Origin of the sequence: Pandoraea sp., assembly GCF_041919235.1 — a bacterium.
GTDB lineage: Bacteria > Pseudomonadota > Gammaproteobacteria > Burkholderiales > Burkholderiaceae > Pandoraea.
Genome location: NZ_JAYRUC010000006.1, coordinates 1 through 13,585 on the forward strand (window position 1 = coordinate 1; position 13,585 = coordinate 13,585).

At 62.7% G+C, this 13,585-nt stretch carries 10 protein-coding genes and 1 riboswitch; of the genes, 1 reads left to right on the forward strand and 9 read right to left on the reverse strand.

The annotated features are described in order from the left end of the window. From ACE3UG_RS06025 to ACE3UG_RS06065, 9 genes are all read right to left on the reverse strand, one after another. On the reverse strand, window positions 1–2,268 hold a 2,268-nt coding region (locus ACE3UG_RS06025), incomplete at its 3' end, for a hypothetical protein (protein ID WP_374621019.1). Between the two features lie 529 nt (window positions 2,269–2,797). Then, on the reverse strand, window positions 2,798–3,280 hold the full coding sequence (nrdR, locus tag ACE3UG_RS06030; protein WP_374621021.1) for a transcriptional regulator NrdR: 483 nt from the start codon (window positions 3,278–3,280) through the stop codon (window positions 2,798–2,800). Between the two features lie 18 nt (window positions 3,281–3,298). Further along, a complete protein-coding gene (gene glyA, locus ACE3UG_RS06035) occupies window positions 3,299–4,546 on the reverse strand; it encodes a serine hydroxymethyltransferase (protein WP_374621024.1) in 1,248 nt (415 codons plus the stop codon). A 98-nt stretch (window positions 4,547–4,644) separates the two neighbouring features. After that, a riboswitch (ZMP/ZTP riboswitch) is annotated at window positions 4,645–4,752 on the reverse strand. A gap of 146 nt (window positions 4,753–4,898) precedes the next feature. Next, window positions 4,899–6,221, reverse strand: a complete 1,323-nt coding sequence (locus tag ACE3UG_RS06040) for a hypothetical protein (RefSeq protein ID WP_374621026.1) — start codon at window positions 6,219–6,221, stop codon at window positions 4,899–4,901. A 261-nt stretch (window positions 6,222–6,482) separates the two neighbouring features. Next, the gene (locus ACE3UG_RS06045; RefSeq protein ID WP_374621029.1) at window positions 6,483–7,064 is read right to left on the reverse strand and encodes a DJ-1/PfpI family protein; all 582 of its coding nucleotides are present in this window, start codon (window positions 7,062–7,064) and stop codon (window positions 6,483–6,485) included. 254 nt (window positions 7,065–7,318) lie between these two features. Then, window positions 7,319–8,575 carry a benzoyl-CoA 2,3-epoxidase subunit BoxA gene (gene boxA / locus ACE3UG_RS06050; RefSeq protein ID WP_374621032.1) on the reverse strand — a complete coding sequence of 419 codons (1,257 nt, stop codon included), beginning with the start codon at window positions 8,573–8,575 and terminating at the stop codon, window positions 7,319–7,321. A gap of 36 nt (window positions 8,576–8,611) precedes the next feature. Beyond that, entirely contained in the window at window positions 8,612–10,039 is a 1,428-nt protein-coding gene (gene boxB / locus ACE3UG_RS06055) for a benzoyl-CoA 2,3-epoxidase subunit BoxB (RefSeq protein WP_374621035.1), read from the reverse strand. Between the two features lie 99 nt (window positions 10,040–10,138). Continuing rightward, window positions 10,139–11,794 (reverse strand): 2,3-epoxybenzoyl-CoA dihydrolase, encoded by a 1,656-nt coding sequence (boxC, locus tag ACE3UG_RS06060; protein WP_374621037.1) that lies wholly within the window; start codon window positions 11,792–11,794, stop codon window positions 10,139–10,141. Between the two features lie 111 nt (window positions 11,795–11,905). Beyond that, window positions 11,906–12,820 (reverse strand): helix-turn-helix transcriptional regulator, encoded by a 915-nt coding sequence (locus ACE3UG_RS06065; RefSeq protein WP_374621040.1) that lies wholly within the window; start codon window positions 12,818–12,820, stop codon window positions 11,906–11,908. A 279-nt stretch (window positions 12,821–13,099) separates the two neighbouring features. Here ACE3UG_RS06065 and ACE3UG_RS06070 point away from each other — a divergent pair, with 279 nt between their 5' ends. Then, a complete protein-coding gene (locus ACE3UG_RS06070) occupies window positions 13,100–13,570 on the forward strand; it encodes a DUF4863 family protein (protein ID WP_374621043.1) in 471 nt (156 codons plus the stop codon). Window positions 13,571–13,585 lie beyond the last annotated feature (15 nt).

Consider the following 13,585-nt stretch of genomic DNA (forward strand, 5'->3'; position numbering starts at 1 on the left):
CTTGAGCAGGTCATCGACTTCAATACCCTCATCGACCGCGACTGCGATCTTTGTGGTGCGGAAATCGCTGTCTTCCGAAACTTGAATCGCACCGAAGGCCAGATCGTCGCCCTGTTTGGCAACGCGCGAGTTGATCTTCGCACCCTCGCTCGACTCGTATTTGCCCACGGCCAGCTTGTTCGTGCCCAGATCGAGCGTACCGGCGTTCGAGAGGGTCGTCACACCGGCAACATCGGCGTTCAGCGCGACCGTACCGGCGCTCGCGACACTCACGGTGCCCGAACCCAGCGCATTTGCATGCGCCGCAGTCAACGTACCTGCTTGAATCCCCAGACTCGAAACGTCGCCTTGGTCGCCACTCAGCGTCAGGTTGCCGGTACCGACTTTGATCAGTTGAACACCTTGGGTTGCGCCCGCTTCGGCAGACATCCGCAACTCGAGCGGCTCCGGCGTCTGGATCGTGAGCCAGTCTTCGACCGTCACGCCCATGTCGTCCCTCGTTTGCACGAAGCGACCACCAAATTCGTCGTCGCGATTCGCCGAACCCAACGTCACGGTCGTCGTCCCCGTGATGACTTCACCAGTCCCAGACAGCGATCCGATCGTGATGGCCTTCTCGGCCGGGGCCGTTTGGGCGGCGGAATCGTCGTTCGCATCCCCAACGTATCTAACATCCAGCGTGCCACCGCTCATCGTGACAATCGCGTTGTCCGCAGTCGTCTTGCCGATCAAGCCGATCCGGCCCTCGTTGGACAAACGAATGTTTTCCAGCGCCGTATCGAAAATCGCGACCTCTCCCGAAGCGCGATTCGTGATCGTCGCGTTCCCGCCCAATGCGTCGGAGATGGAGACAACGCCCGCGTTGTCGAGCGTGAGACTCTCGAGAGACGCGTCGTCGAAGGCGACCGTTCCGGCAACCTTGTTGTCGATGACCGCGTCGCCACCGGACGTTGCCCAGAAATCGGCGTGACCGCTGTTCGACAGGCGCAGCTTCTCAAGCTTCGAGAGCGAAAACAACACCTCACCGTCACTGTCGTTGTTGATCTCGGCATTTCCCCCCGATGACAACACGAGATGGACATTCCCCGAGTTGGCGATCGACGATTGCCTTGCCTGGGCGCCGATGAAGGTGGCGGCGCCGCCATTCGAAATCGAGATCCGGCTGGTCCCCGCGTTGGCACCTTCTTCGAACCAGAGACTGCCGCCATCACGAATATCGAGCTTCGCGCTTCCCGCACTGGTCCCTGCGTCGAACTGGACGGTCCCCCCAAACTCGGACATTCCGGCATCGTGTCCCGCGGTAATTTCCACGCCATTCGCACCGAAGCGGATTCCTTGGCCGCCTTCCTCAAATCGCAACCTCCCTTCGGTGCCAACAGCAATGCTCAGCTTGCCAGCCCCCTCGATCCCCTGCGTGACCACCAAATGACCACTCTTGACGTCCAAGCGGTGATCCGCCTCTTCCGAAACGCGCAGCGTACCGACATATCGCTGTCCGCCTGTCGTGCCGGCAAGCGGATTCGATGCCTCCCCGGAGCGCTGCGTGATCTCGACAATGGTCTGGTCGCCGATAAGGGTCTGGCCATTTTCTTTCAGGATATCGGCGTAAGCGCCGTTCAAGTTGTCGGCGCCCCACGAACCGACAGGCTTGACCGTTCCGTTATCCGTCTCGGCCGTCAACTCGTAACGGTTGATCAATTCGTTTAACGACGCACCCTCAGCGTTGCTCAATGTCTTCAGTTGTTCTCTGACGCTGACCAACTTCTCCCAAATCGGCTGAACCTCACCCGCGATCTGCGCTTCGCGCGTAGCGCGCGACAGGAAGGCCGTCAGCTTTTCGATTTCACCGGCTCGCTCAACGCCCTCTGTCCGCAAGATTTCATCGGCGCCAAGTTTGATTTTCTGCAAATCATCCACGCTCAACCAATCGACGTGCGTCAGCGGCTTCCCGTCCTTCCCCTCGCTGGCGACTTCGAGCATCTCAGCGATTCGCTCGCTGATACCGCGGAGTTCCTCGTTCTGTTTATCGAGCGCTTTAATACCAAGAATATTCCGGACAATCTTTGCGCTCGCCTTCCAACTGGTTTCCAGCAGATACTCATCGTTCTTCGCGCGGCTTTCAGCATCGAGCTTCTTAAATTGCGACTGCAGATGATTGATGATCTGATTTTTGTCTTTGTTTCGCTGCGTGACGACCGAAGACTTTTCTTCTTCCGCCTCGACGACGCTCGGGAATGCCGCAGCCGCCACCATCGCCGCTGCCGCCATACAGATCTTTGTTTGACGAAGCACGCCAACCTTCGAAGACTTCCCTTGCATTTGATACCTCCTAATTGCGTTCGCAAAAGCAGACGACTGTGACCGTCGTCTCCTTGAGAGCGGCATAGAGGTCGTCAATGAAGGAGGCGATTCTAGGACGGGAATCGTCAAAACAACGTATATCGGCAATCGAATTGGTAGCTTTTCCCAAGCGAAAGATCATTCACCGAAATTGGGATATTTCACACAATACGGCTTAATATTCGATTGAAATTAACTTAAACAATGCAGTTTAATTGCCTCATTTAACGCATACAAATCACTCACAACAAACGCAAATAACGGCGCTACATCAAGGTTTGCGCCATCTCCCATCTGCGCATTCCTGTCCCGCTACATCGGCCTTCGGGCGGCAATAAAAAAACCCGCCGTGCCCTTTCGGGCACGACGGGTTTTCCGTCCATCTTTCCAGCAAACGGGACTACAGCCGCCTGCGCACGCTCAAACGCGTCCTTACACGTCTCGCATCGTCGTCAGCTCACGCCACCGGCTTACGCTTGGGCTTGATATCGGTACTGTCGATCTCCTCGAGCACGTCGCGAAACTCGGCGATGTCCTCGAAGCTGCGATACACCGACGCAAAGCGGATATAGGCGATCTTATCGAGCCGCTTCAACTCGCGCATCACCAGTTCGCCGATACGTTGGCTCATCACCTCGCGCTCTGCACCGGCCAACAGCTTGTATTCGATGCGCGCAATCGCGGCATCCATCGCTTCGGCACCCACCGGGCGCTTGCGAATCGCCAGTTGCATGCTCGCACGCACTTTCGCGCGATCGTACTCGGCGCGGCTGCCGTCTTTCTTGACGACGGCCGGCATCGCCAGCTCGACACGTTCGTACGTGGTGAAGCGCTTGTCGCACGACGGGCATTTCCGGCGCCGCCGGATGGCAGCGCCGTCTTCTGCTTCACGCGAGTCGATGACCTGCGTGTCGTCGTGCCGGCAGAACGGGCAGCGCATGCGCGCGACGTCCGCGGCTTAGCCGTAGACCGGGAAACGCTGGGTCAACTCGGCCACTTGCGCTCGCACGCGGGCCAGGTTCTCGGCGTCTTCCGGGTTATCCAGCACGTCGGCGATCAGGTTGCCGACCTTTTCCGCTTCGGCTTCCTTGAAACCGCGCGTGGTCATGGCCGGCGAGCCCAGACGCACACCGCTCGTCACGAACGGCTTTTCCGGATCGTTCGGAATCGCGTTCTTGTTGACGGTGATGTGCGCTTCGCCCAGCGCAGCTTCTGCCGCCTTGCCCGTGATGTTCTTCGCGCGCAGGTCGACCAGCATCACATGCGATTCCGTCCGGCCCGACACGATACGCAGCCCCCGCTTGACCAACGTCTCGGCCAGCACGCGGGCATTCTTCGCGACTTGTTCCTGATACGCCTTGAATTCCGGCGATGCAGCTTCCTTGAACGCGACGGCCTTGCCGGCGATCACGTGCATGAGCGGACCGCCCTGAATGCCCGGGAAGATGGCCGAGTTGATCGGCTTCTCGAACTCGGCCTTCATCAGGATCACGCCGCCGCGCGGGCCGCGCAGGCTCTTGTGCGTGGTCGTGGTCACGAAGTCGGCGTGCGGCACCGGATTCGGGTACACACCGGCGGCGATCAGACCGGCATAGTGCGCCATGTCGACCATGAAGTACGCGCCGACCGACTTGGCGATCCGCGACATGCGCTCGAAGTCGATCTTCAGGGAGAAGGCCGATGCACCCGCTACGATCAGCTTCGGCTTGTGTTGCTGCGCGAGCTTTTCGGCAGCGTCGTAATCGATGTCTTCGTCCTTGTTCAGGCCGTAGCTCACCACGTTGAACCACTTGCCCGACATGTTGACCGGCGACCCGTGCGTCAGGTGACCGCCGTGCGCCAGGCTCATGCCCATGATCGTGTCGCCCGGCTTGAGCATGGCGAAGTACACGCCCTGGTTGGCCTGCGAGCCCGAGTTCGGCTGCACGTTCGCGGCTTCGGCGCCGAACAACGCCTTCACGCGATCGATGGCCAGTTGTTCAACGATGTCGACATACTCGCAACCACCGTAGTAGCGCTTGCCCGGATACCCTTCCGCATACTTGTTGGTCAGTTGCGAGCCCTGCGCTTCCATCACGGCCGGGCTGGTGTAGTTCTCCGAGGCGATCAGCTCGATGTGGTCTTCCTGACGCTGATTTTCTTTCTGAATCGCGGCCCACACGTCGGGATCGACGGAGGCAACGGTGGATTTGGATTTGTCGAACATGGCGTTTCCGTTGAATTGAACAGGTTTTCCGGGAGGGGATGGCGCAGCGCGTCTTCCTTTGTGCTTCGGAAGACGATAGACAGGGCAGCACCAACCATCACGGCTGCCCAGGCGAACGGCAAATAAGACCCCGGCGCTTCCCGGTGGGTTGCTCCACCTCGGGCACACAAGGCTGTGCACCCTAATCGCCAGTCACGCGGGGTTTGTGGCGTCGATAGTTTATGCGAGCTTGCGACGTTAGGCAACCCGCGGAAACGCCCGTCAAATGACTCAAATGCACCAATTTGGTGCCATCCATCAGCGGCGATTCGGGAGCCGTCCGACCCGCCCTGATCCAAGCCTGCTCACGCGCTCACGCGCTGTCGCCCCCGGCGGCTGCCGCGCGTAGAAAAGGCTCCTGCTGTGCCTCAATGGCGCGGGCGCGCATGGGATACAGTTGCGCCCACGCCTGCGCGGCCCAAGGCCCGCCCAGTAACGCCACGAGACTGTCACGGCGCGCCAGGATCTGGCTCACGAATCCGTCCCTGTCCCAGGCAGGCGCCGCGCCCTCGGCAACCGGCGACGCCGAGCGGACTGCCTCGTGTGCACTTTCGATCCACGGCAGAATGGCATGCCCGGTGATCCGGCCCAGACGAAACGCCATCTCGGCCGCCAGGGCCCGCACCCCGGTCGGATCCTTCAACTCGTCGAGCACCGTCTTGCCGGGCGCGGTGTCCGCCAGCCCGGTCAGCCCTCGCACGAAGGATGCGAAGGGATCGTCGCAGCAAAACTGCGTCACCTCCGTCAGCGGGCACTGCGAGTCGAAATCGAGGCAGCGCCGAAAATCGACCGTCATCATGTAAGGTAAGTCGTTCTTGTCCCGCCAGACCCCGACGTTGTCCATGAAGGCGTTGCACACGTCGCGGTTACCGAGCCAAAGCGCCGCCACATAGTGGCGCTCCAATGCGCATCGATAGACATCGGGCAGCGAGCGGCAGAGCACGCCACGCATCTCGTGACGCGCCCGGGCGGCATCGGCGTGGGCCTGCGCCGCCGCGCCAGCGAGCGCGCCCAACGGTCCTGCGCCGGCCTGCTCAAGCACACTCGCCATCTGACGCCCGGCGGCGAGGGCCCCATCGCGGGCACGCTCACATGCGTCGATCACCCCGCCTTGCACCCCCTGCGCACCTTCGATGGCACGCCGCGCGGCATCGCCCTCAAGCCACTCGCCAAGCGCCCGGTAGGCGGGCAAGTACGTCGTCGCCAGATAAATCCGTTCGGGCGCCTGGGTGCCATCGAACGCCAGCGAACAGCCCCGCACCAGCATCGCTGTCGGTGTGGCCAGACCCAACGCGCCGAATAGTCGGGAGGCCAGCCACGTTCGAGTGGCATGTCCAACGTTGGGAGACGCTCTCACGAGGTATTGCGTAGCATGCGCGTGCGCTTCGAACGTCAGACGAACCACCGCGCCGCTGGCGCCCATCGCGATGTCGTCGTGCACGCGGCGCGCGGCAGAGAAATCGAACGGACCGATCGGCGGCAAGGGTGCACCGCTACCGTCATGCCCGGTCACCGCCCCGAAGGTTCCCAGCGGGCCGGCTTCCGGGAGCAATTCGGCGCGTTTCGCCCGAACCGCCGAAACATTGGCAGGGGAACCCACGGAATGGCCCCCGAGGGGATAAGCGTTGAGTTCCATCACGACTCTCCTTCGTCGTACGGCGGGGCCCTGGCGCGCGAACCGCCCGTCGTCCGCCCCGGTTGAGATCGGCAGATCTTGCTGCGCTACCGGGCGGAGAGCTTTCGAAAATGAGGCAAGTTCGGACAATTCCGTCGCGCGTGACGGCACTCGCTCAGCGCGCGAACGCGCGCCGAGGCCGATGCATGGCCGCGCGCCATCGGCGATGGCCCGATAGCGCGCCGTAAGATCGAACGCGGAGAGATTCGGATAAGGCGCAATTCAAAGCGTGATCTTCGTTCCCAGCACCGCCAGGAACTGCGCGATCCACGCGGGATGCGCGGGCCATGCCGGGGCGCTCACGAGCATGCCATCGGTGTGGGCTTCGTCGATCCCGATATCCATGTACTTCCCGCCCGCCAGACGCACCTCCGGCGCACACGCCGGATACGCCGCACACTCGCGCCCTTCGATGACACCGGCCGCCGCCAGCAATTGCGCACCGTGGCAGATCGCCGCAATCGGCTTGTCGTTCTCGGCAAAATGCTTCACCGCCGCAATGACCGCGTCGTTCAGACGCAAATACTCCGGCGCGCGTCCGCCGGGGATCACCAGCGCGTCGAAGTCGGCCGGCGACAACCCGTCGAACGTGGCATTGAGCGTGAAGTCGTGCCCACGCTTCTCGCTATACGTCTGATCGCCCTCGAAGTCGTGAATTGCCGTGCGCACCTTGTCGCCCGCCTTCTTGCCGGGACAAACGACCTCCACGCGGTGGCCCACGGCCATGAGTGCCTGCACGGGCACCATCAACTCGTAGTCTTCGACATAGTCGCCTGCCAGTACCAGAATCCGCTTCTTGCCCATGTGACTCTCCGTTCAGAGAAAAAATGGAAAGGGAAACAGCCCTTCCATGTTACTCAATTCCTACGATGCCACCGGGAGAGCATCGAACGCCACGAACACCTCGATCTCCGCGAACGCCTCGATTTCCGCGTTGAACGAAAAAAACCGCGTGCCGAAGCACGCGGTGTCAAGTCGGCGCAGAACGCCGTCGGTCAACCCTGGCTCGCAATGCCGCGTCGGCGCGGCATTGCGTGAGCCGATATCGTCAGTCGTGGTCAGTAGGTCTCGAGATGCAGGCGTCCCTCCGCCTTCAGACGTTGCCAGAGGGCCTGCCAGTCCAGCCCGGCCTCACCCGCGATGGTCTGCAGCACCTGAAGCACGCCATCTTCCATGCCTTTCAGCCCGCACACGTAGATATAGGTGTGGTCGTGACGCAGCAGCGCCGCCACGTCGGCCGCGCGCTCGCGCATGGCGTCCTGCACATAGCGCTTGGCCTGCCCGGGCGTGCGTGAGAAGGCGAGATTCGTGTCGATGAAATCCTTCGGCAGATTGAGCAAGGGGCCGAAGTACGGCAGTTCGCCCTGCGTACGCGCGCCAAAGAACAGCATGAGCTTGCCGGTCGCACCCTTCAGACGGCGACGGCGGCGATACTCGGTCATGGCCCGCATCGGCGCCGCCCCCGTGCCGGTGCAGATCATCAGCAGGTGCGAATCGGCGTGGTTCGGCATCAGGAACGTACTGCCGAACGGGCCCATCACGTTCACCACGTCGCCCTTCTTCAAATCGCACAGATAGTTCGAACACACGCCACCCACCGCCTGGCCCTGATGATCGGTCGTCACGCGTTTGACGGTGAGCGCCAGATTGTTATAGCCGGGCCGCTCGCCGTCGCGCGGCGACGCAATCGAGTATTGCCGCGCGTGATGCGCCCGGCCATCGCTGGTGGTGCCCGGCGCGATGATGCCGATCGACTGCCCTTCGAGCACCGGGAACGGCTGTTTGCCGAAATCGAGCACGATATGGTGGATGTCGCTCTCGGTACTGTCATCGGTCAAGCGATAGTTGCCCACCACGGTGGCCTGCACCGGCGCCTTGTGGTTGTACAGGTTGACGTAAGGCTTCGCGGCGGACCACGGCGGCACGACCGAACCTCGCACGAGATCCGAACCGCCGATGAGCGGCTCGGGCGTGTCGGCCGACGCCGCGCCGGCCGCACCCTCGGCAGCCTCACCGATCGCGCCCTGACCGGCGATGGCGTCGTCCTGCACGGGCAACTCGTCCCACGTCAGTTGAGCGTCGACGGAGTAGGCCTCGGCCTTGAGCACGTCGCGCCAATTGTCGATGGCCCCCGTCGGGCACGGCGAGATGCACGCCATGCACCCATTGCACGTGTCCGCGCGCACAACATAGTTGTTCTCGTCGTGCGTGATCGCGTCAATGGGGCACGTCTCTTCGCAGGTATTGCAGCGAATGCAGATCTCCGGATCGATCAGATGCTGCTTCAGAACTTCGACCGGAACGGGGCCGTTCATGATGCTGTCTCCTTGTGGGGAATGCGCCGATACTTTTTAATTGAAGCGCACGTACTCGAAGTCGATCGGCTGACGATTGATGCCGAGCGGGGGCGGCGCGATCCAGTTGGCGAACTTGCCCGGCTCGGTCACACGCCCCATGAGCGACGCCACATAGGCCCGGTCCTCGGCCGACGGCAGCCACTCGCGCTCATGCGCGGCCCATTCGGCCTCGCTCACCACGCGGCCGTCCGGCGAGACGCGCACGCCGGCGAACGTTCCGATCTGGCGGTTGAACGCCTTGTGCGGCACGCTCAGGCGGAAGTCGATGCCCGCCTTCTCCAACACCTTGTTCCAGCGATTCACCCCCGCGACCGAGTCCTTGATGTAGTCGTCGCGCAGCACTTCATTCATGGCGTTGAGCATCGGCACTTCGCGCTCCACCAGCTTGCCGTTATCCACATCCAGCAACCGGTACATCTGGCCGTTCAGTTGGTGGTCGTCGTCGCGCTTGCTCTCTTCATAGCGGCCCTTCAGACCGGAGCTGTAGAAGATCGCCGCGTTCGACGACTGATCCGCGCCGAACAGATCGATCGTTACGGAATAATGGAAGTTGACGTAGCGCTGGATCGTCGGCAGATCGATCACGCCCGCCGCGCGCAGCTTTGCGACGTCGTCGGTCTTCAACTCGTTCATCACCTGTGCCGTGCGCGCGATCACGCGCGAGACGCCCGACTCGCCCACGAACATGTGGTGCGCCTCTTCGGTCAGCATGAACTTGGTGGTGCGCGCGAGCGGATCGAAGCCCGACTCGGCCAGTGCCGAGAGCTGGAACTTGCCGTCGCGATCCGTGAAATACGTGAACATGTAGAACGCCAGCCAGTCCGGCGTCTTTTCGTTGAACGCGCCGAGAATGCGCGGATTGTCTTCGTCGCCCGAACGACGGCCGAGCAGCGCTTCGGCTTCTTCGCGACCGTCGCGCCCAAAGTAGCGGTGCAGCAGGTAGACCATCGCCCACAAGTGCCGGCCTTCTTCCACATTCACCTGGAACAGGTTTCGCAGGTCATACATCGACGGCGCGGTCAGCCCGAGGTGCCGCTGCTGCTCGACCGACGCCGGTTCCGTGTCGCCCTGCGTGACAATGATGCGGCGCAGGTTCGCCCGGTGCTCACCCGGCACGTCCTGCCACGCGGCTTCGCCCTTGTGCTCGCCGAAGTGGATCTTGCGCTCGGCTTCGCCCGGCGTGAGGAAGATGCCCCAGCGATAGTCCGGCATCTTCACGTGATCGAAGTGCGCCCAGCCACCGGGGTCGACGCTCACGGCCGTGCGCAGATAAACGTCGAAGCCGTGCGAGCCCTCCGGGCCCATGTCGCCCCACCAGGACAGGAAGTTCGGCTGCCACTGCTCAAGCGCGCGCTGCAGCGTGCGGTCGTCGGACAGATTGACGTTGTTGGGGATCTTCTCGCTGTAGTTGATCGAAGCCATCGTGGGAATCCTCGTGTCTCGTGCGTATGCTGTGTAAGCCGTCTCGTGGGGTGTTACCGCCGCGCGGCGCAAGCGACCGGCGGCGGCACAGTCCATTCCTCAGACGCGGTTCAGATCGAACTGCGCCTTGTTGCCCTTGCCATAAACCTTCAGCGCGCCCTTCTCGCCCACGGCGTTCGGCCGGATGAAGATCCAGTTCTGCCATGCCGACAGTCGGCCGAAGATGCGGGTGTTCATCGTCTCGCGGCCGTTGAAGCGCAGGTTCGCCTCCATGCCCGTGAGCGCATCGGGCGACATGGCCGCACGTTCCTCGATCGCGATGCGAATTTCGTCCGGCCAATCGAGGTCGTCGACGGCGGCCGTCACCAGCCCGAGACGCTCCGCCTCGTCCGGACGCACCGGGCGGCCGACGGTGGCGCGCACGGCGTCGAGTTCCGCCGCGTCTTCATAGAACCGCCGTGCGAGACGCGATTGATCGGTCACCATCGGCAACAGGCCGAAGTTGACCTCGGTGAGTGTGATCGCCGGTTCATCTTCCTCGCTGGCGGGCAGCGCCGCCATATAGGTGCGGTCGGCCGCGAAGGCGAATTCGGCCAGCGTGCCGGCGAAGCACGAATCCGGCTCGATCAATGCGAAGAGCGAACGCGACGACACGTCGATACGTGCAAACGTGCGGCGCAACATGCCGATGGTCTCGCGGACAAGCCAGTGATGCGCATGCGCCAGCAGCGAGGCGTCCGCCGCCAGCACGTGCTTCGCTTCGCCTTCGGTACGCAACAGCCAAGTGCCGATATCGAGTTCGTTCGTGCGCAGGTTAAGGATGGCGTCATCGAGTTCGCGCGCCATTTTCAACGGCCACCAGTTCACGCCCGCCGCGACAATGCCATCGATGTCGGCCGGCGGTGCGGACGTTGGCGCCTTCACGGTCAGGCTTGCGGTGCGGTTGACACGGTCGATCTCCACGTCGACGAATTCGTAGCGGATGGCGTCCGGCTCATCGGTGCGCTCGATGCGCGTGAGCGTCACGCCCTTGCCGCCCGGGCGGTCGCTGTCGTGCGCCAGTGCCAGCGCACGGGCCGACACCGTCTGCGCGAATTGCGCGGGCTTGACCACCTCGTCGACCAGGCGCCATTGCTTGGCGCGCTCGCCGCGAATGCCTTCGACGATAGTGCAGAAGATGTCGGCGCGGTCGTTGCGAACGTGGCGCTTGTCCGTGAGCCGCGTGAGGCCGCCGGTGCCCGGCAACACGCCCAGCAGCGGCACTTCCGGCAGCGCGACCGACGATGAGCGATCGTCGACCAAATAGATTTCGTCACACGCCAGCGCAAGCTCGTAGCCGCCGCCCGCACATGCTCCATTCACAGCCGCGAGAAATTTCAGGCCAGAGTGACGGCTGGAATCCTCCAGACCGTTGCGCGTCTCGTTGGTGAACTTGCAGAAATTGACCTTCCACGCATGCGTGGACAGGCCGAGCATGAAGATGTTCGCGCCCGAGCAGAACACGCGATCCCTGGCGCTCGTGACGACCACCGTCTTCACTTCCGGGTGCTCGAAGCGGATGCGCTGGACGGCATCGTGCAGCTCGATGTCCACCCCGAGATCGTACGAATTGAGCTTGAGCTTGTAGCCCTCGCGAATGCCGCCGTCTTCCGCGATATCGATGGCGAGTGTGGCCACCGGACCCTCGAAGCTCAACTTCCAGTGCTTGTACTGCGTGGGATCCGTACGATAGTCGACGTGGGGTTTGCCGAACATGATTGCCTCCAACACGAATAATGATCTTGTTGAATTGCAATATAGTGCAGCACAACACCACCGTCAACAGATTTTCCAAACAAAAATGAATTATTTTGCAGCAAATGGCATTCAGTCTGACGACAACTGCACTGCCAGGCGCCCACGCAATTGCAGGTAGGCGTCGGCCAACGCCCGCCCGCCGGTGTCGAAGCTCATGTCGGCCTTGGCGTAGAAGTCTTGCCGTCCCGCCAGAATGCGCTTGAGGTCGTCCATCGCTTCGGCGTTCCCCGACATCGGGCGCAAGTCGCCCTGAGCCACCACGCGCTTCATGTGCTCTTCGGGCGAGGCCTGCAGCCACACCGTATAACAGTGCGTGAGCAGGAAGTTGAACGTCGCGGCATCGCTCACGATACCGCCCGGCGATGCGATCACAGCACGCGGATGCTCCGCCACCACAGCCTCCAGCGCGCGCAGCTCATAGCGGCGATACGCCGTTGCGCCATACAGCGAATAGATCTCCGACGGCGGGCAACCGGCCAGTTGCTCGATCACGCGATTGAGTTCGACGAACGGCACGTGCATGTCGTCGGCAAGCATGCGGCCGAGCGTCGACTTGCCCGCGCCGCGCAGACCGATGAGCGCGATGCGGCCGCGCCGGTCCGGGTCGCGCTCGCTACCGGCAAACAACTCGCTGAGCGCCTGACGCGCCCGCGTGAGCGCCTCGCCGTCGCGCCCGTGCAGGATTTCGCGAATGAGCAACCACTCCGCCGACGAGGTCGTCTCGTCGCCCACGATTTCCGCCAACGTGCAATTTAGTGCCTGTGCAAGCTGGCGCAAGAACAGCACCGACGCGTTGCCTACCCCCGACTCCAGATTGGCCACGTGGCGCTCGGAAACCCCGGCATCCAGCGCGAGCGCCTTGCGCGTCAAGCCACGCCGGGCGCGCAGCGTGCGCACCCGCTCGCCCAGCGCGACCAGAAACGGGTCCTTCTCACCGGCGCCCCGCGCTATCGGCACTCCATCGGCTTGCGCACTCTTATTCATCAGGTGAGATCCTCAAAGCAGGTAACATGTAATATATTGCTTGACAGGCAAATTTGCATGCTCTAATTTTCACCATGCGCCGATAAAAAAGCAAACGCGGGCCAGACCCCCAGACCCTCTGAGCACCGTTATTGATCGGCGTCATCTCAACCGACAGGGCGCAAACCGTGATGCGCGCGCGGCAGGCTGATTGCACGAGCCATGCCGGCCAGGGGATTGTTCTGGCCCAGGCTGCCGACGCGACCGGTGTAGCGACTGCGACGTCCCCAGGAGACATGGATGGATGTGCCCCAATTTCAGGCGCTGATGGCCGAGCTCACGCGTGAGCTAGATGGCCGCGCCCTCGACGCCGACCTCGCCGATTGGCTCAACGCGCGCTATGGTGAAGGTTCCCAACGTTACGAAGCCCTTGCAATGGCCTGCCGCACCGGTGTCGCCGAGGGCTGGCTGTGCGATCGCGAAGGCGGTGGCATCCGTTATGGACGCGTCATCAAGCCGTCGCCCCAAACGCACGGCTTTTCCGTCGACGTTGTGGACATGGCCGATCTGGCCGGGCCGCACCACCTGCATCCGAACGGCGAAATCGACCTCATCATGCCGCTCACCCCCGGCGCCACGTTCGACGGGCATCCGGCGGGCTGGTGCGTGTACGGCCCCGGTACGGCGCACCGGCCGACGGTGTCCAGCGGACGCGCCCTGGTGCTGTACCTATTGCCCGACGGGGCCATCGAATTCACGCGCAGCGCCTGATCCGCGCGCGCCCGG

Excerpts from the sequence above, each read along its gene's own strand:
- nrdR (WP_374621021.1), bottom strand. The coding sequence starts at position 3,280 with ATGCGCTGCCCGTTCTGCCGGCACGACGACACGCAGGTCATCGACTCG.
- glyA (WP_374621024.1), bottom strand. The coding sequence starts at position 4,546 with ATGTTCGACAAATCCAAATCCACCGTTGCCTCCGTCGATCCCGACGTG.
- ACE3UG_RS06040 (WP_374621026.1), bottom strand. The coding sequence starts at position 6,221 with ATGGAACTCAACGCTTATCCCCTCGGGGGCCATTCCGTGGGTTCCCCT.
- ACE3UG_RS06045 (WP_374621029.1), bottom strand. The coding sequence starts at position 7,064 with ATGGGCAAGAAGCGGATTCTGGTACTGGCAGGCGACTATGTCGAAGAC.
- boxA (WP_374621032.1), bottom strand. The coding sequence starts at position 8,575 with ATGAACGGCCCCGTTCCGGTCGAAGTTCTGAAGCAGCATCTGATCGAT.
- boxB (WP_374621035.1), bottom strand. The coding sequence starts at position 10,039 with ATGGCTTCGATCAACTACAGCGAGAAGATCCCCAACAACGTCAATCTG.
- boxC (WP_374621037.1), bottom strand. The coding sequence starts at position 11,794 with ATGTTCGGCAAACCCCACGTCGACTATCGTACGGATCCCACGCAGTAC.
- ACE3UG_RS06065 (WP_374621040.1), bottom strand. The coding sequence starts at position 12,820 with ATGAATAAGAGTGCGCAAGCCGATGGAGTGCCGATAGCGCGGGGCGCC.
- ACE3UG_RS06070 (WP_374621043.1), top strand. The coding sequence starts at position 13,100 with ATGGATGTGCCCCAATTTCAGGCGCTGATGGCCGAGCTCACGCGTGAG.